Annotated in this window: 16 protein-coding genes; 10 read left to right on the top strand and 6 right to left on the bottom strand. The window is 63.7% G+C overall.

Annotated elements, in window-relative coordinates:
- From xdhB to IGW04_RS06935, 4 genes are all read right to left on the bottom strand, one after another.
- The gene (gene xdhB / locus IGW04_RS06950) at positions 1-2,340 is read right to left on the bottom strand and encodes a xanthine dehydrogenase molybdopterin binding subunit (protein ID WP_194712324.1); all 2,340 of its coding nucleotides are present in this window, start codon (positions 2,338-2,340) and stop codon (positions 1-3) included.
- Positions 2,337-3,836 (bottom strand): xanthine dehydrogenase small subunit, encoded by a 1,500-nt coding sequence (gene xdhA / locus IGW04_RS06945; RefSeq protein ID WP_194712323.1) that lies wholly within the window; start codon positions 3,834-3,836, stop codon positions 2,337-2,339. The genes xdhB and xdhA overlap by 4 nt, the downstream gene beginning before the upstream one ends.
- A 406-nt stretch (positions 3,837-4,242) precedes the next feature.
- Entirely contained in the window at positions 4,243-5,058 is an 816-nt protein-coding gene (locus IGW04_RS06940; RefSeq protein ID WP_194712322.1) for a hypothetical protein, read from the bottom strand.
- Between the two features lie 77 nt (positions 5,059-5,135).
- Complete coding sequence (locus tag IGW04_RS06935; protein WP_194712372.1) at positions 5,136-6,149, bottom strand: DUF6352 family protein; 1,014 nt, start codon at positions 6,147-6,149, stop codon at positions 5,136-5,138.
- A 281-nt stretch (positions 6,150-6,430) separates the two neighbouring features.
- Between IGW04_RS06935 and IGW04_RS06930 the strand changes: the two genes are divergently transcribed.
- From IGW04_RS06930 to IGW04_RS06915, 4 genes are all read left to right on the top strand, one after another.
- Positions 6,431-7,957, top strand: a complete 1,527-nt coding sequence (locus IGW04_RS06930) for an ABC transporter ATP-binding protein (RefSeq protein ID WP_194712371.1) — start codon at positions 6,431-6,433, stop codon at positions 7,955-7,957.
- Entirely contained in the window at positions 7,950-9,011 is a 1,062-nt protein-coding gene (locus IGW04_RS06925; RefSeq protein WP_194712321.1) for an ABC transporter permease, read from the top strand. Before IGW04_RS06930 ends, IGW04_RS06925 begins: the two co-directional genes overlap by 8 nt.
- Entirely contained in the window at positions 9,012-9,944 is a 933-nt protein-coding gene (locus IGW04_RS06920) for an ABC transporter permease (protein WP_407672060.1), read from the top strand.
- A gap of 90 nt (positions 9,945-10,034) precedes the next feature.
- Positions 10,035-11,186, top strand: coding sequence for a BMP family ABC transporter substrate-binding protein (locus IGW04_RS06915; protein WP_194712320.1), 1,152 nt, complete (start codon positions 10,035-10,037; stop codon positions 11,184-11,186).
- 314 nt (positions 11,187-11,500) lie between these two features.
- On the opposite strand, the gene IGW04_RS06910 is transcribed toward IGW04_RS06915, so the two are convergent.
- Both IGW04_RS06910 and xseA read right to left on the bottom strand, forming a co-directional pair.
- Entirely contained in the window at positions 11,501-12,079 is a 579-nt protein-coding gene (locus IGW04_RS06910) for a superoxide dismutase (protein WP_194712319.1), read from the bottom strand.
- Between the two features lie 95 nt (positions 12,080-12,174).
- Positions 12,175-13,536: an exodeoxyribonuclease VII large subunit gene (gene xseA, locus IGW04_RS06905; RefSeq protein WP_194712318.1), complete on the bottom strand. Its 1,362-nt coding sequence runs from the start codon at positions 13,534-13,536 to the stop codon at positions 12,175-12,177.
- A 320-nt stretch (positions 13,537-13,856) separates the two neighbouring features.
- On the opposite strand from xseA, the gene IGW04_RS06900 reads away from it, so the two are divergent.
- The 6 genes from IGW04_RS06900 (at position 13,857) to adk (ending at position 17,758) form a co-directional block, all read left to right on the top strand.
- Complete coding sequence (locus IGW04_RS06900; RefSeq protein ID WP_194712317.1) at positions 13,857-14,462, top strand: MotA/TolQ/ExbB proton channel family protein; 606 nt, start codon at positions 13,857-13,859, stop codon at positions 14,460-14,462.
- Positions 14,463-14,485: 23 nt separating this feature from the next.
- The gene (locus IGW04_RS06895) at positions 14,486-14,923 is read left to right on the top strand and encodes an ExbD/TolR family protein (protein WP_194712316.1); all 438 of its coding nucleotides are present in this window, start codon (positions 14,486-14,488) and stop codon (positions 14,921-14,923) included.
- A 29-nt stretch (positions 14,924-14,952) separates the two neighbouring features.
- On the top strand, positions 14,953-16,032 hold the full coding sequence (lpxK, locus tag IGW04_RS06890) for a tetraacyldisaccharide 4'-kinase (RefSeq protein WP_194712315.1): 1,080 nt from the start codon (positions 14,953-14,955) through the stop codon (positions 16,030-16,032).
- Positions 15,971-16,189 (top strand): Trm112 family protein, encoded by a 219-nt coding sequence (locus IGW04_RS06885; RefSeq protein ID WP_194712314.1) that lies wholly within the window; start codon positions 15,971-15,973, stop codon positions 16,187-16,189. Before lpxK ends, IGW04_RS06885 begins: the two co-directional genes overlap by 62 nt.
- Positions 16,190-16,196: 7 nt before the next feature.
- The gene (gene kdsB, locus IGW04_RS06880; protein ID WP_194712369.1) at positions 16,197-16,964 is read left to right on the top strand and encodes a 3-deoxy-manno-octulosonate cytidylyltransferase; all 768 of its coding nucleotides are present in this window, start codon (positions 16,197-16,199) and stop codon (positions 16,962-16,964) included.
- Between the two features lie 137 nt (positions 16,965-17,101).
- A complete protein-coding gene (gene adk, locus IGW04_RS06875) occupies positions 17,102-17,758 on the top strand; it encodes an adenylate kinase (RefSeq protein ID WP_194712313.1) in 657 nt (218 codons plus the stop codon).
- The last annotated feature ends 161 nt before the right edge of the window (positions 17,759-17,919 follow it).

The raw sequence follows: 17,919 nt of genomic DNA, 5'->3' as shown, positions 1-17,919 counted from the left end.
TCAGGCGGCGGCGCGGACCGCGTCCACCGCATCGAGTATCGCTTCGCTGGTGGCCGGCGCGCGCAGCGGCGGGCTGACCTTGTTGTCGCCGACGCTGGCGATCGCGTCGCGGATGGCGAAGAACACCGAGAACGGCATCAGGAGCGGCGGCTCGCCGGTGGCCTTGGAGCGGTGGATGCTGTCGGTCACGTTGCTGTTGTTGAACAGGCGCATCGAGAACGCTTCCGGGCAGTCGGACACCGCCGGGATCTTGTAGGTCGAGGGCGCATGCGTCATCAGCTTGCCGGCCTCGTTCCACCACAGTTCCTCGGTGGTCAGCCAGCCCATGCCCTGGATGAATGCGCCTTCCACCTGGCCGACGTCGATGGCCGGGTTCAGCGAGTTGCCGGCGTCGTACAGGCCGTCCGCGCGCAGCAGTTTCCATTCGCCGGTCAGGGTGTCGACCACCACTTCCGACACCGCCGCCGCATAGGCGTAATAGGAAAACGGATGGCCGGTCATGGTCTTGCTGTCCCAGTGCAGGCCGGGCGTGGCATAGAAGCCGTCCGACCACAGCTGCACCCGCGCCAGGTAAGCCTGCGCCACGATCTCGACGAAGGGATAGACCTCGCCGTTCACATGCACCTGGTCGGCGGCAAAGCGCACCTCGCTGGCGGCGCCGCCGTAGCGGCCGCTGGCGAATTCGGCCAGCCGCTCGCGCACCTGGCGCGCCGCCGCCTGCGCCGCCTTGCCGTTCAGGTCTGCGCCGGTGGAGGCGGCGGTGGCAGATGTGTTGGCGATCTTGCTGGTGTCGGTGGCGGTGGCCCGCACCCGGTTGAGCGTGATGCCCAGTTCATGCGCCACCACCTGCATCACCTTGGTGTTCAAACCCTGGCCCATCTCGGTGCCGCCGTGGTTGACCAGCACCGAGCCGTCGACATAGACATGCACCAGTGCGCCGGCCTGGTTCAGGTGGCTGACGTTGAAGGCAATGCCGAACTTCACCGGCGTGATCGCGATGCCTTTCTTCAGCACCGGGCTGGCGGCGTTATAGGCGCGCACCGCCTCGCGCCGGGCGCGGTACTGGCTGCTGGCTTCCAGTTCGGCCACCAGTTCATGGATCACGTTGTCCTCGACCTTCTGGCCATAGGGCGTGACGTTGCGGCCCTCGGCATCGTTGCGACCGTAGAAGTTGGCTTTGCGGATGTCGAGCGGGTCGCGGCCCAATGCGCGGGCGATGTCGTCGATCAGGTATTCGATGGCGATCGCGCCCTGCGGTCCGCCGAAGCCGCGGAAGGCGGTGTTGGACTGGGTGTTGGTCTTGCCGCACATTGCGCGGATATCCACGTCCGACAGGTAGTAGGCATTGTCGAAATGGCAGACGGCGCGGGTGGCGACCGGGCCGGACAGGTCGGCCGAGAAGCCGGCGCGGCTGACCATCTCGATCTTCGCGCCGAGGATGCGGCCGTCGTCGTCGTAACCCAGGTCGTATTCGTAGTAGAAGCAGTGGCGCTTGCCGGTGACCATCATGTCGTCGTCGCGGTCGGCGCGCAGCTTGACCGGGCGCTTCAGGCGGGCCGCGGCAATCGCGGCCGCGGTGGCCCACAGCGCCGACTGCGATTCCTTGCCGCCGAAGCCGCCGCCCATGCGCCGGCATTCCACCCTTACCTGGTGCGACGACAGGCCCAGCGCATGGGCCACCACATGCAGCATCTCGGACGGATGCTGGGTCGAGCATTGCACCAGCATGCCGCGGTCTTCCTGCGGAATCGCATAGGCGATCTGGCCTTCGAGGTAGAACTGTTCCTGGCCGCCGACGTGCAGTTCGCCGCGCAGACGGCGCGGCGCGGCCTGCAGCGCGGCCTGCGCATCGCCGCGCCGCAATTGCATCGGCGGCAGCACGAAGGACTGCGCATCGCGCGCCGCCCTGGGCGTCAGGATCGCCGGCAGTTCCTCGTAGTCGACCATGCCCAGCCGGGCGGCGCGGCGGGCGTTGTCGTGGCTGTCGGCCACCACCAGGAACAGCGGCTGGCCGACATACTGCACCAGGCCGTCGGCCAGGATGGGGTCGTCATGGATGATGGGGCCGCAGTCGTTGACGCCGGGTATGTCCTGCGCGGTCAGTACCGCCACCACGCCCGGCGCGTTGCGCACCCGGTCCAGGTCCATGCCGCGCACTTTCGCATGGGCTTTCTGCGACAGGCCCAGCGCGGCATGCAGCGTGCCCTGCAGCTCGGGCAGGTCGTCGGTGTAGTTCGCCTCGCCGGACACATGCAGCAGCGCGGATTCATGCGGATGGGCGCGGCCGACTTCGGCCCAGCCTGCGCCCTGCTTGATGAAGGATTCGGTCTGGATATTCATGCTTGTGTCTCCGGTTGCACGGCGTAGGCATTGACGTCGGCATTGGCCAGCGGCGCATCGGGCCGGGTTTCGAGCCAGAAGCGGCGCAGCAGGTTCTTCGCGGTGCGGATGCGGTAGCTGGCCGAGGCGCGCATGTCGGTCAGCGGCGCATAGTCCTGGTCCATCGCGGCCATCGCGGCGGCGAGCGTGGCTTCATTCCACGGCTGGCCGCGCATGGCGGACTCCGCCGCCGCGGCGCGTTTCGGGGTGGCCGCCATGCCGCCATAGGCGATGCGGATCTGTGCCACGCGCTCGCCGTCCAGCGTCAGCGCGAAGGCGGCGCAGACGGCGGAAATATCCTGGTCAAATCGCTTGGACAGCTTGTAGGTGCGGAAGTGCAGGGCGGGGGCCGGCTGTGCCTGCGGCAGCGGCAGCCGTACCGCGGCGACGAACTCGTCCGGCCGCATGTCCTTTTTCTGGTAGCCGAGATAGAAGTCTTCCAGCGCCAGGGTGCGTTCTCCGGCGACCGAATGCAGCACAACCTGCGCGCCCAGCGCGATCAGCCACGGCATGGAGTCGCCGATCGGCGAGCCGTTGGCGACATTGCCGCCCAGGGTGCCGGCATTGCGGATGGGCAGCGAGGCGAAGCGCTGGCGCATCTCGGCCAGTTGCGGGTAATGCGCGCAAGCCGCGGCATAGGCATCGTCCAGCGTGACGCCGGCGCCGATCTCCAGGAAGCCTGCGTCTTCCCGCAGGCGCCTGAACTCCTCCACCTGGCCGAGATAGATGATGTGCGGCAGTTCCCGCATCTGCTTGGTGACCCAGAGGCCGACATCGGTGGAGCCGGCCAGCAGCGTGGCGTGTGGATGGGCGGCGCGCAGTTGCGCCAGTTCGTCCAGCGTGCGCGGCGCGTCGAAGCGGCGGCCGTCGAATTCATAGCGCAGCGGCGCGTCGCGGCGGAGAGCGCGCAGCGTGTCGGACAGGGCAGTGCGGTCGAAGCTGGCCGGCGGCAGTTCCGTCATGCGGCGCGCCGCATCGATGATTGGGCGGTAGCCGGTGCAGCGGCAAAGGTTGCCGGACAGGGTGTCGTCGATCTCCTTGCGGCACGGCGCGCCCTGCTGGCCGCTGTCCTCGCGCTTCAGGTACAGGCCCCATAGCGACATCACGAAGCCCGGCGTGCAGAAGCCGCACTGGGAGCCGTGGCATTCGACCATGGCCTGCTGCACCGGGTGCAGCGCGTCGTCGGCCTGCTTCAGGTCTTCCACCGTGAACAGCGCACGGCCGTCGAGGCTGGGCGTGAACTGGATGCAGGCATTGACCGCCTTCATCGCCAGGGTATCGCCCTGCAGTTCGGCGATCACCACGGTGCAGGCGCCGCAGTCTCCCTCGGCGCAGCCCTCCTTGGTGCCGGTGCAGTGCAGGTCTTCCCGCAGGTGCTGCAGCACGGTCTGGGTGGGCGGGGCATCGGTGACGGTATGGGTTGCGCCGCGGTAATGGAAACGGATGGGTTGTGACATGGCCGTGGAGTTTGATTGTTATGGGCGCAGCGTAGCACTGCGGGGGCGGAGGATTATATGCATTCATGGATGTGCGATATACGCACGTCGTTATTCGGAACGCTTAACGAAAAACGGCGCACCGTTTTGAACTTGCCTATGGGCACACGCATGATGCGTGCCATGGCGACTATGGATCTAGTGAGAGTAAGGCAGGCAATGCCGTTTGGGGGGAGATGGTGGACGCTGATCGCCTTGACCTATTCATTTTGTCTGGAATCCGGTCGAGGTGTCTGGGCAGGTTGCCCGATGCAGCAGGCAAGGCAAAAAGAAAGAGGAGGAATGCAGTTCGGACCGTGCAGCCCGGCCCGAGCGATTGAAGAATCCTATTCAGATGAATCTGGATACGCAGGTGCCTTCAGAATTTCTAAGAATCGTCGGCATCATTCTCATTGTCGGAAATATCCAATGGATGGGTAGGGTGAGTCTTGGGAGAAACCCGCTGGTTGTCAATGTCGTCGTCCGAATCCGTTGGCGTAACGGCTGGAGTTTGTTTTTGCGGAGGTATAACCGCGCTGAATTTATTTCTTTGTTGAAAAAGAATGACTTTCTCAGCGCCATCACCTAGACACAATTTGACAACTTCGCCCCTATCATTCGCGCGCCATATTTCAACTGCGCGGTCGCGGAACTTGAGACCCTTGTCGTTTCTCATTTTTTTCACAATATCGTGAATGTGCTCGTCTCTTGCCGAATCTTTTTCTTTTAACGTGGCTCGATTTTGAGTTGTCAAAAAAGTATTCAACTTGTCGCGGTATGTCTTTATTTTGGCTTGGTGATTTGCCTGAACGTCATTAGAAAAAAGTGTGAGAAGGGAACTGATTAACGAATCAGTCGGAGTTTTGCTTTGGATGAATTGGTAGCCATCTTTTTGATATTTTTGAATTAATGCTTCTTCCGCTTTTTTTTCTGACAACTTCGCAACGGGCGAATTTTTTTTCCCAGTCTGGGTTGCAGCAGCCTTGGAATCGATCCAGCCAACTAGTGCACGTACTTCCTGCCATGCCGTTTTGGCATTTTCCCTGGACTTGCTGGTTTCAGCCTTCAATTGCGCTTCACTGATAAAGCCCTTTTGGTAAAGCACGAAAGGGTCTTTGATGGTCGGGACCCTGGGCGTAGGCGGCAAGCCGCCGGGGCCATTCGAGTTCCGCCCAGTGCTAGTACTACCAGGTGTTCCGTCCATTGCCATCTCCTAGTCGAATGATGTGCTGTAAGTAGAGGATCCAACCACCCCGGTTCCCCGGTCATGTCGCCGACCACTCAGCCCGCCACCGCCAACGGCAAATTCACCAGCAGGTTCTGCGGCTTGACCCGCAGCACATTCTCCTCGTCCATCGCCGCCGCCACATACACCGGCCGCCCGGCCATCTCCGGCCGCAGCAGGCTGCCATCCGCGAAATCCATGCGGAACAGCGACAGGATGCGATGCTGCCGGGCCGCGTCCAGCGTCTTTCCCTGGTACAGGTCGTTCAGGATGCCGCTGGCCTGCGCATCCAGGCCGATATGCCATGCCCAGTGCGCATCCTCGATCGCGCGCAGCGGCGTCACCGTGGCTTGCAGCCGGTAGAAATGGTACAGCCACTGTTCCACCAGGCGGCAGAATGCTTCCAGGCCATCGCCGCCGAAGCGGAAATCCAGCACCGTGTCGAAGCGTTCGCTGCGCGCCCAGTAGCGCTCGGCATTGCCGCGTTCCAGCACGTCGAGGTCCACCCGGCGCGGCTTGATGCGGGCTTCGGCCAGCAGGCGGCCGAGGTCGCCGTAATTGCCGCCGGTTTCATGCAGGCGCACCGTGTCGGCATCGGCCAGCAGCACGGCGCCGTCGCGCAGCGACACCTTCTGCGCCCGGAAGAACAGTTCGGCGGCGCGCAGCCGCAGGGGATCGCCGCAGCCGTCCAGCATGCCGCGCAGCAGGGTTTGCGTGAGGCTATGGACCAGCACCGGCGGCGCCGTCACTTCCGTGCGGAACAGCGCGAGGTAAGCCGCTTCCAGCGTCGGCGCAGCGGTCAGGCGCTGCCGCCAGTCCAGCATCACCCGGTAGTTGTCCACCGCGTCGGCATCCTGCAGCGCAGCCAGCTCGGCTTCGGTCACCGGCCGCAGCGGGTCGTCCAGCAATGCCGCGTGCAGGCGGCGCTCGGCATCCAGCGATTCCTCCACCGGCGCCACTTCCGGCCGTTGCCAGGCGGCGCGCAGGAATTCGGGTGTGAGAAGCAAGCGGTGGTCGGCATCGCGGCGCAGCAGGGAATAGCCGCAGTCGGGCCAGAAATCATTGGTCATCAAGGAAGTTGCTCCATGCCGCGTGTCCGGTCGGCCACGCCAGCGGTCATCAGGGAACGCTATAGTATCGCGCCGCTCGATTGCCGCGATACAATTCGCCGCCTACCGCACGCTGGCGCATCCAACATGCCGGCGTGCGGCGAAAACCATCGTCATGGACGCGCTAGCGCAGAACGCAGCCATGGACTGTCGGGCACAATCGGCGGGCTTGGCCTGACTCTTGCTTCCGGGCAGCAGGCAATTCCCGTCCATGACTGCACTACCATTACAACGAACACATGATGAATGCGCGTTTGACGCTGACCGGCATCACCAAGAAATATCCTTCCGTGGTGGCCAACGACGGCGTGAGCCTGACGGTGCAACCCGGCGAGATCCATGCGGTGCTGGGAGAAAACGGCGCCGGCAAGTCCACACTGATGAAGATCATCTACGGCGCGGTCAAGCCCGATGCCGGCCAGGTGCTCTGGAATGGCAGCGAGGCGAAGATCGCCAACCCGGCCGCTGCCCGCCAGTTGGGCATCGCGATGGTGTTCCAGCATTTCTCGCTGTTCGACACCCTGACCGTGACGGAAAACATCGCGCTGGGCCTGCCGCCGGACACGAAGCTCGACACCCTGGCCGCGCGCATCACCGAAACCGCCAGCCAGTACGGCCTGGAACTGGAGCCGCAGCGCCATGTGCACACCTTGTCGGTGGGCGAGCGGCAGCGTGTGGAAATCGTCCGTGCGCTGCTGACCAGGCCGCAGCTGCTGATCCTCGACGAGCCGACCTCGGTGCTCACGCCCCAGGCGGTGGAAAAGCTGTTCGGCACGCTGCGCCAGCTGGCCTCGGAAGGCTGCAGCATCCTGTACATCAGCCACAAGCTCGACGAGATCCGCTCGCTGTGCCACACCTGCACCGTGATGCGCGGCGGCCGCGTGACGGGCGTGTGCGATCCGCGCCAGGAAACCGCGGCCAGCCTGTCGCGCATGATGATCGGCTCCGAGTTGCCGCATGTCGAAAGCCGCAGCCATACGCCCGGCGCGGCGCGGCTGGTGGTGAACCGGCTGTCGCTGGCGAAAAGCCATCCCTTCGCCACTGAACTCCAGGACATTTCCTTTGAACTGCTGGCCGGCGAAATCCTCGGCGTGGCCGGCGTTTCGGGCAATGGCCAGCAGGAGCTGCTGGCCGCGCTGTCGGGCGAGGACCCGCGCGCCGCGCATGACGCAATCCGCCTCGACGGCCGTCCGGTCGGGCGCTTCAATGCGGCCCGCCGGCGCGACCTCGGCCTGGGCTTCGTGCCGGAGGAAAGGCTGGGGCGCGGCGCGGTGCCGGAGATGTCGCTGGCGGCCAACGTGCTGCTGTCGCACCAGGGCCCGGCCACGGTGGCGATGGGCATGATCAAGAATGGCGCGATCGGCACAATGGCCGCTTCGATCATCGAGCGTTTCCGGGTCAAGGCCGGCGGGCCGCAATCCCTGGCCAAGAGCCTGTCGGGCGGCAACCTGCAAAAATTCATTGTTGGCCGCGAAGTCGTGCGCCAGCCCAAGGTGCTGATCATTGCGCAGCCGACCTGGGGCGTGGACGTCGGCGCGGCCGCCCAGATCCGCTCGGAACTGATCGCCCTGCGCGATGCCGGCTGCGCGGTGCTGGTGATATCGGAAGAACTGGATGAACTGTTTGAAATATCGGACCGGCTCATGGTGATCGCCAAGGGCCGGATGCGTGCGCCGGTGCCGGCGCGCAGTGTGAGCCGCGAGCAGATCGGCTTGTGGATGAGCGGCATGGAGCAGGCGCAAGCCGTGGCGGAGCGCAATCATGCTTAAGCTCGAACCGCGTCCCGCGCCGTCGCGCCTGATGTCGTATGCCTCGCCGCTGCTGGCGGTGCTGCTGACCACGCTGTGCGGCGCCATCCTGTTTTCCCTGCTGGGCAAGAATCCGCTGGCCGGCCTGTCGGTCTTTTTCTGGGAGCCGATCAGGAACCTGCGCGGCTGGACCGAGATCGGCGTGAAATGCACGCCGCTGATCCTGTGCGCGATCGGCTATGCCATCTGCTACCGCTCCTCGGTGATGTCGATCGGCGCCGAGGGCATGCTGGTGGCCGGCGCCATTGGCGGCGGCGGCATGGCGCTGCTGCTGGACAAGGGCGGCAATGGCGGCGCCGCAATGATCGCCATGATCGTGGTGGCCGGCATGCTGGCCGGCATGGCCTGGGCCGGCTTGACCGCCCTGCTCAAGGACCGCTTCAACACCAACGAGATCCTGGTGTCGCTGATGCTGGTGTATGTTGCCCAGCTGCTGCTGAGCTACCTGGTGACCGGCCCGTGGAAGGACCCGATGGGCTTCAACTTCCCGCAGTCGAAGATGTTTTCCAGCGGCCTGCTGCTGCCGACGCTGGTGCCGACCACGCGCCTGAACCTGGGCTTCGTGTTCGCGGTGCTGGCGGTGCTGGTGGGCTGGGTATTCATGTCGAAAAGCTTTGCCGGCTTCCGGCTGCAGGTGGGCGGCATGGCGCCGGCCGCCGCGCGCTATGCCGGCTTTTCGCAGCGCAAGGCATTGTGGATGACGCTGTTGATCAGCGGCGCGGCCGCCGGCCTGGCCGGCACGATCGAGGCCATCGGCCCGGTCGGCCAGCTGACGCCGTCGATGTCGCCCGGCTATGGCTTTGCCGCCATCATCGTCGCCTATGTCGGCAGGCTGCACCCGGTGGGCATCCTGTTTTCCAGTTTCATCATGGCGCTGTTCTATATCGGCGGTGAACTGGCGCAGTCGCGCCTGGGCTTGCCAAGCGCGATTACCGGCGTGTTCCAGGGCATGCTGCTGTTCTTTCTGCTGGGCGCCGACGTGCTGATCGGCTACCGCGTACGCTGGAGTAAATAGATGGATACCTTTCTGCTGTTGCTGGCCCCGGCCCTGGCGGCCACCATCAATGCCGGCACGCCGCTAATGCTGGCCGCCTTCGGCCTGCTGGTCAATGAAAAGGCCGGCGTGCTGAACCTGGGCGCGGAGGGCATGATGCTGCTGGCCGCGATTGCCGGTTTCGCCGTCACCATCGCCACCGGCAGCGCAACGCTGGGCTTTGCCGCCGGCGCGCTGGGCGGCATGGCCGCCGCCGGCTTCTTCGCCGTGCTGGTGCTCTGGCTCAATACCAACCAGTACGCCACCGGCCTGGCGCTGTCGATCTTCGGCGCCGGCCTGTCGGCCTTCGTCGGCATACCGTACACCGGCCTGAGCCTGAAGACTTCCAGCATGGCGATCCCGGTGCTGTCCAAGATTCCCTTCATCGGGCCAGTGCTGTTCAACCATCATCCGATGGTCTATCTCGCGCTCGTTCTTTGCGCATGGCTTGCCTGGTTTCTGAATCACAGCCGCACCGGCCTGGTGCTGCGCGCCGCCGGCGAGTCGCCCGAGTCGGCCCATGCGCTGGGCTACAACGTGCGCCGCATCCGCCTGCTGGCGGTGCTGTTCGGCGGCGCCTGCTGCGGCCTGGCCGGCGCCTACCTGGCGCTGGTCTATACGCCGATGTGGCAGGAAGGCATGACCGCCGGCAAGGGCTGGATCGCGCTGGCGCTGACCACCTTCGCCTGCTGGAAGCCGTGGCGGGTCGTGGCCGGGGCGCTGCTGTTCGGCGGCGTCACCATCCTGCAGCTGAACCTGCAGGGCCTGGGCATCGCGGTGCCGTCGCAGATCATGGCGATGCTGCCCTATGTCGCCACCATCGTGGTGCTGGCGCTGATCTCGCGCAATCCGGACTGGATCAGGCTGAATATCCCGGCCTCGCTGGGCAAGAACTTCAATCCGAACGCCGCCTGAAGGTTTTGACGGCTTCTGGCGTAAAATTTGCTACCGGAAATATTCTGGTTTTTTTGTTTGACTCTCGCTCTTCACCTTGGGGAATTTTTTATGCTTGACCTGAAAAAACGCAGCACGCTCAAAGCCGGCCTGCTGGTGGTCGCATCGTCGATGATGCTGGCCGCCTGCGGCGAAAAGACCGAAACCAAGACAGCGGCCGCGCCCGCTGCCGCGCCTGCGCCGGCTGCGGCGCCCGCCAGCGGTCCGCTGAAAGTGGCTTTCGTGTACGTCGGCCCGGTGGGCGACGGCGGCTGGACCTTCGCCCATGACCAGGGCCGCAAGGCAGTCGAGGCTGCGTTTGGCGACAAGATCCAGACCACCTTCGTCGAGAAGGTTCCGGAAAGCTCGGACGCCGAGCGCGTCTTCCGTGACCTGGCCAGCCAGGGCAACAAGCTCATCTTCGGCACAACCTTCGGCTACATGGAGCCGATGCTGAAAGTGGCCAAGGATTTCCCGGATGTGAAGTTCGAGCATGCCACCGGCTACAAGACCGCGCCCAACATGGCCGTCTATGAAACCAAGACCTATGAAGGCGCTTACCTGGCAGGCGTCATCGCCGGCAAGACCACCAAGACCAACAAGCTGGGCGTGGTGGCTTCCTTCCCGATTCCGGAAGTGATCCGCAACATCAATGCCTTCACCCTGGGCGCACAGTCGGTCAATCCGAACGTCACCACCCGCGCGGTCTGGATTTCCTCCTGGTTCGACCCCGCCAAGGAGCGCGACGCCGCCATGACCATGATCGGCCAGGGCGTCGACGTGCTGATCCAGAACACCGACTCGCCGGCAACGCTGCAGGCTGCCGAAGAGAAAGGCGTCAACGCCTTCGGCTGGGATTCGGACATGTCTTCCTACGGCCCCAAGGCCCACCTGGGCTCGGCCATCATCGACTGGGCGCCGTACTACAAGCAGTCGATCCAGTCCGCCCTGGACGGCAACTGGAAGAACGGCGAAACCTGGTGGGGCGTGAAGGAAAAGTCGATCAACCTGGTCAACGTGAACGCCTCGGTGCCGGAAGAAGCCAAGGCGGCCATGGAAGCGAAGAAGGCGGAACTGGCTGAAGGCAAGGCTATCGTGTTCGCCGGCCCGCTGGTCGACCAGTCCGGCAAGGAAATGGTCCCGGCCGGCAAGGAAGCCGAGGTTGGCATGCTCAAGGGCATGAATTTCTACGTCAAGGGCGTGGAAGGCTCGATTCCGAAGTAATTCAGTATTACTGTTCTCCGATGCCGTCCAGCACAGGCTGGACGGCATTTTCGATGGCGGAGCGGAAGGCGAGCGACGAGTGATGAGCAGGGAGTAGGGTGCAATACCCGCAGGGGCATTGCACCACAGCGTCAGCGAAGGTTCATGTCCGACATGCCGCCCGGCGCCAGCGGCCACGGTGCGATGCCCTTCGGGTATCGCACCCTACGGAAATAGAATGGACAAATAAAAAAGCCCTCGTCGATGCGACGAGGGCTTTTTGCATTCAGCGCGGGCCGGATGACCTCGTGCGCTGCCGGACAGGAACCCGCGGCTTACGCCAGATTCTTGTTCGCGAATTCCCAGTTCACCAGGTTCCAGAAGTTTTCCAGGAACTTGGGACGGGCATTGCGGTAGTCGATGTAGTAGGCATGCTCCCAGACGTCGCAGGTCAGCACCGGCTTGTCGCCCGTGGTCAGCGGCGTGCCGGCATTGGAGGTGTTGGCGATGTCAACGGAACCGTCGGCCTTGGCCACCAGCCAGGTCCAGCCGGAACCGAAGTTGCCGACGGCCGACTTGGTGAATTCTTCCTTGAACTTGTCGAACGAACCCCACTTGGCATTGATCGCATCGGCGACCTTGCCGCTCGGCGCATTGCCGCCTTGTGGCGACAGGCAGTTCCAGAAGAAGGTGTGGTTCCAGACCTGGGCCGAGTTGTTGAAGACGCCGCCCGAGGACTTGCGGATGATGTCTTCGAGCTGCATGTTTTCGAATTCGGTGCCCTTGATCAGGTTGTTCAGGTTGGTCACGTAGGCCTGGTGGTGCTTGCCATAGTGGTATTCCAGGGTTTCCTTGGACATGTGCGGCTGCAGCGCGTCCATTGGGTAGGGCAGGGGTGGCAGAGTGTGTTCCATGGTATGTCCTTATGGTTTTTGGGTTGAACGTAAATTTGCCAAAACAGCATTGTAAAGCGGATGGCCGTTGGCCGCACTGCCTGTAAAAATGCAATTTATTCCAGCGACGGTTGCACGCTGTCCAGCGTCACGTCGGCGCTGCCCTCGGCCAGCGTCATCGTCAGCTTTTCGCGCACCTTCAGCCCGGCCGGAGAACGGATCACCGCGCCGCTGCCATCGGTCACGATGGCATAGCCGCGTTCCAGCGTGCGCTGCGGGTTCAGCAGTTCCAGCTGTGAAGCCAGCGCCAGTAGGGCCTGGCGCCGCTGGCGCTGCTCGATACTGACGCGGGCATGGAGCCTGCGGCCCTGGTCCTGCATCCGGCGCCGCGCGGCGGCGAGGTCGGGCAATTGCCCCTGCAGCCGCGTCTCGAGCTGCCGTACCGCAAAGCGCGCCATGTTCAGCGGCGTGCGGGTCGCATGCGCCAGCCGCAACTGCATGGCATTGAGCTTCAGACGCTGGTGCGCGGCATAGGTTGCCGGACTGACCAGCCGGTGTGACAGCCAGTCCAGACTCTGGGAAGCATCCGATAGCCGGCGCCGCATCACGCGCCGCATTTCCTGCGCCGTGCCTTCGAGCGACGCCAGCCAGTCCGCCCGCGGCGCGGCCGCCATCTCGGCCGCCGCAGTAGGCGTCGGCGCGCGCAGGTCGGCGGCGAAATCGGCGATGGTGAAATCGGTTTCATGGCCGACGCCGGAAATGACCGGCATCGTGCAGCCGGCAATCGCCCTTGCTACCACCTCGTGGTTGAACGACCACAGGTCTTCCATGCTGCCGCCGCCGCGGCAGACCAGCAGCACGTCGCATTCCGCGCGCAGCGATGCCGTGGCAATCGCCTGGGCGATCTTCTGGGCAGAACCTTCCCCCTGCACCGGCGCCGGATACAGCACCACGGCCACATGGGGCGCACGCCGGCGCAAGGTGGTCAGCACGTCGCGCAGGGCCGCCGCCTGCAGGCTGGTGACGATGCCGACCGTGCGCGCGAACAGCGGCACCGAGCGCTTGCGTGCCGGATCGAACAAACCTTCCTCGGTCAGCCTGGCTTTCAGTTGCAGGAAGGCTTCATACAGGTTGCCGATGCCGGCGCGGCGTATCGCTTCCACATTCAGTTGATAATCGCCGCGCGGCGCGTACAGCGTCACCAGCGCCCGAACCTCCACCCGGTCACCCTCGCGCGGCATGAAATCGGCGTATTGCGCCCGGCCGCGGAACATCACTGCCCGCACCTGGGCGGCGCTGTCCTTCAGCGTGAAGTACCAATGGCCGGAGGCGGCGCGGGTGAAATTCGAAATTTCACCGGAAATCCAGCTCAGCGGAAAACTCCGCTCCAGCATGCGGCCCACCGCCTGGTTCAGCGCTGAAACGGTCAGCACGGGAGGCGATGCCGGCGCCGGCTGCACGGGATGCAGTTCGCTCATCCGCTTACCTTTCCACAGAAAAAAGCCTGAGACATCTGCCTGTCACAAATCATCCAAAAACTCCAGAACTTTATATAAGTATTTGATTTTATTGATTATCTGGCTCTGCATGTTTCCTGAGCACACAAAAAAATGCCTTTGAAATCAAGCACTTTGCCGGCGCATCCCACCCTTGTTCACAATGTTATCCACAGCGCCTGTGCAAAACTTTCAGGCTCATTATTTTCCTGACAACAATGTCTGTGGAAACTTGCCCATGCCGGGACAACACGTTACATTCCTGCATCCAGCAATTTGCCCCCAAAACTGAGGAGTTTTTTTTGTTCGCCATTATTCAAGCCGCCGGTTGGCCGATCTGGTTTTTGCTTATCGCCTCCCTGGTGGCGCTTACCCTGATCGTAGAGAGAACATTGTACTTGCGGCGCAACAGGATACTGCCGCCGACACTGTTGCAGGAAGTCATACGGGTTTACCAGTCCGGAAAGATCAACAGGGAAGTCATCGACAACCTGGCCCAGAATTCTCCGCTGGGAAGGGTGCTGGCCGCCGGGCTGCGCAATGTGAATGCGCCGCGCGAGGTCATGAAGGAATCGATCGAGGAAGCCGGCCGTGGCGCCGCCCATGACCTGGAGCGCTTCCTGACCACGCTGGGCACCATCGCCAGCCTGGCGCCGCTGATGGGCCTGTTCGGCACCATCGTGGGCATGATCGAGATCTTCGGCGCGCAGGATGCCGCCGGCAGCAACCCGGCGCAACTGGCGCACGGCATTTCGGTGGCGCTGTACAACACCGGTTTCGGCCTTGCCATCGCGATGCCTGCCGTTGTCTTCTATCGGCATTTCCGGGCGCTGGTCGACAGCTTTATTGTCGACATGGAACAGCAGGCGGTGAAGTTCGTCGACATCGTGCATGATGCCCGCAAGTAAGCATCCGCATTAAGGAGCCGACCATGAATTTCCGCCGAGGCAAGGCCCGCGACGAGCCTGAAATCAACCTGATCCCCTTCATTGACGTTCTGCTGGTCATCCTGATCTTCCTGATGGTCACGACCACCTACAGCCGCTTTACCGCGTTGCAGGTGACGCTGCCCACGGCAGAGGCCGAAAAGGCCCAGCAGCGGCCACCCGAAATCCATGTGGTGGTCGATGCCCAGGGGCGCTATGCGATCAACAATGTCCAGATCGCTTATCGCGACGTGGCCGGCCTTGCCGAAGACCTGCGCCGCGCCGCCTCGGCTGCGTCCGGGCCGGGCAAGCCCGATCCTGTGCTGATCATCAATGCCGACGCATTGGCGACGCATCAGACGGTGATCAACATCATGGAGGCGGCCCGTATCGCCGGCCTGCCGCAGCTGACCTTCGCCGCCCAGTCCGGCGGCGCGAAATAGGGCGGCCGTCCGGCCAGGCCGAGCACCGCGTGTCCACCCAGCCTGCCGGCCTGGCGCCGGCTCTGCAACGCATCTGGCAGCGGCGCGGCCCGGCGGCCTGGCTGCTGTTGCCGCTCTCCCTGCTGTTTGGTTTGCTGGCCGGTACGCGCCGCTGGCTATACCGGATCGGCTGGCTGAAAGCCGCCCGGCTGCCGGTGCCGGTGCTGGTGGTCGGCAACATTTTTGTCGGCGGCACCGGCAAGACGCCGCTGACGATCTGGCTGGCGCAACAGCTGCGCAATGCCGGTTACCGGCCGGGCGTGTTGTCGCGTGGCTACGGCGCCAATGTAGACGTGCCGCGCCTGGTCACTGTCGACTCGCTGCCGGAAGAGGTCGGCGACGAGCCGCTGCTCATCGCCAGCCATGCCGGCTGCCCGATGGCGGTCGGGCGCAACCGCGCCGCCGCCGGCGCCGCGCTGCTGCGGGCCCATCCCGAGGTCGATCTGCTCTTGCTGGACGATGGCCTGCAGCACTATGCGCTGGCACGCGACCTTGAAATCATGCTGTTCGACGGCCGAGGCGCCGGCAATGGCTGGATGCTGCCGGCCGGACCGCTGCGCGAGCCGCTATCGCGCCGCCGTGACGTCACCGTCATCAACGGCGCCGCCAGCGCGCCCGGCGTTGCCCCAAATGCGTTTCGCATGAGCCTCAAGGGCAACATGGCAGTACAGCTGGCCCAGCCCGGCAGGCGCATCCCGCTGGCGGAACTGGCTGGCCAGCGCCCCGCGCCGCGCATCGCCGCCGCCGCCGGCATCGGCAACCCGGAGCGCTACTTCGGCATGCTGGAAGCGGCCGGGCTGCGCTTCTCGCGCCTGCCTCTGCCCGACCACTATGCATTCCATGACAATCCCTTCGCCGGCGTGGATGCCGATGTCATCCTGATCACAGAGAAGGATGCAGTAAAATGTCGCCACTCTGAGCCCCTCAGGAACGATCCGCGCCTATGGTTCGTGCCAGTCGAGGCCGTCATCGATGTCGCGCTGGCCGACACTATTGTGGAGAAATTACGTGGATTCCCGACTGATAGACATCCTGGTTTGCCCCATCTGCAAACGCCCGCTGGATTATGACAAGAAGGCGCAGGAACTGATCTGCCGGCCCGACAAGCTGGCCTATCCGATACGGGACGGCATTCCCATCATGTGGCCGGACGAGGCGCGCGACCTGCAGGCGGCAACGCTGGTGCCGGGCGCGCCGGGCCAGCAGGCTTCCAACCATGCCGATTAAGCAGGGCATGGCTTTTACCGTCATCATTCCTGCCCGGCTCGCGTCGACCCGCCTGCCCAACAAGCCGCTGGCCGACCTCGGTGGCAAGCCCATGGTGGTGCGGGTGGCCGAGCGGGCCGCGCTGTCCGGCGCTGCCCAAGTGATCGTCGCGACCGATCATGCCGACATCCTGGCCGCCTGCCGCGAACATGGCGTTTCCGCCCATCTGACGCGCGCCGACCATCCTTCCGGCACCGATCGCATCGCCGAAGTGGCTGCGGCAATCGGCCTGCCCGCCGATGCGGTGGTGGTAAACGTGCAGGGCGACGAGCCGTTGATCGACCCGCAACTGGTTGCCTCAACCGCCAGCCTGATCACCGCCGACGTGCCCATGGCCACTGCTGCCCACCCGATTTCCGCCATGGAAGATGTCTTCAATCCCAATGTGGTGAAAGTGGCGCTCGACAGGAACCAGCGTGCGCTGTATTTCTCGCGTGCCGCCATTCCCTGGCACCGCGACGGCTTTGCCCAATCTATGGCAACACTGCCGCCCGGTTATCGACCGCTGCGGCATATCGGCCTGTACGCTTACTCCCAGGCTTTTCTGCAGGCTTATCCCGGCCTGGCGCTGTCGCCGCTGGAACAGATTGAAGCGCTGGAGCAACTGCGTGTGTTGTGGCACGGCTACCCGATTGCCGTCCATTTGACCGATCATGCGCCCGCTGCCGGTGTCGACACGCCCGAGGACCTGGCCCGAGTGCGTCGCCACTATCACGACAACTGCGCTGCGTCATAGCGGAAAACGATGCGGATGCTGCCATAGTTGCAAGGTTCTGTGGTAAGTTTCGTGCAAAGTTAATGTGGTAAAAGAGACTACCACGGCGTCGTAGCTCGGCCGCCGCAACAGATTTCAAAACTCGTTAGGAAAGATTCATGCGCCTCATCCTCCTGGGAGCGCCTGGTGCCGGTAAGGGCACGCAGGCGACCTTTATCAAAGAGAAGTTCAACATCCCCCAGATTTCTACCGGCGACATGCTTCGCGCAGCGGTCAAGGCAGGTACGCCAATGGGATTGGCTGCCAAGAAAGTGATGGACGCGGGTGGCCTTGTATCGGACGACATCATCATCGGTCTGGTCAAGGACCGGCTGAAGGAAGCGGACTGCCAGAACGGCTACCTGTTCGACGGCTTCCCACGCACCATTCCACAGGCTGACGCAATGAAGGAAGCCGGCGTGGCAATTGACTACGTTCTGGAAATCGATGTGCCCGATAGCGCCATTATCGAACGCATGAGTGGACGCCGAGTGCATCAGGCATCCGGCCGCACCTATCACATGAAGTTCAATCCGCCCAAGGTCGAGGGCCGGGACGACGTCACCGGCGAAGAACTGATCCAGCGCGATGACGACCATGAGGAAACGGTCAGGAAGCGCCTGGCGGTCTATCACGAGCAGACCGAAGTGCTGGTCGGCTACTACAACAAATGGGCGGAGTCCGGCCAGCCGGGCGCGCCCAAATACCGCAGGATAGAAGGCGTCGGACCAGTCGAGGAAATCCGGGATCGGGCTTTCGCCGCACTGGCGAATTAAACAGCAGCAAGGCGGACCAAGTGTCCGCCTTGTTTTTTTGCGGCTTAGCCACCGCATGCAGCACAGACTCGGTCAGCCCAGGCACTCCATAAGAACAGGGCAGCGCATAAGTTTCGGTAGCAGGCGTCCACTCATAGCGGCGTCACGGTCCTTGCAACTTT

It is taken from the genome of Noviherbaspirillum soli (genome assembly GCF_015352955.1).
Lineage (GTDB): Bacteria > Pseudomonadota > Gammaproteobacteria > Burkholderiales > Burkholderiaceae_D > Noviherbaspirillum_A > Noviherbaspirillum_A soli.
The sequence above is the reverse complement of the archived record's forward strand: the minus strand, read 5'-3'. Positions and strand labels throughout refer to the sequence as shown.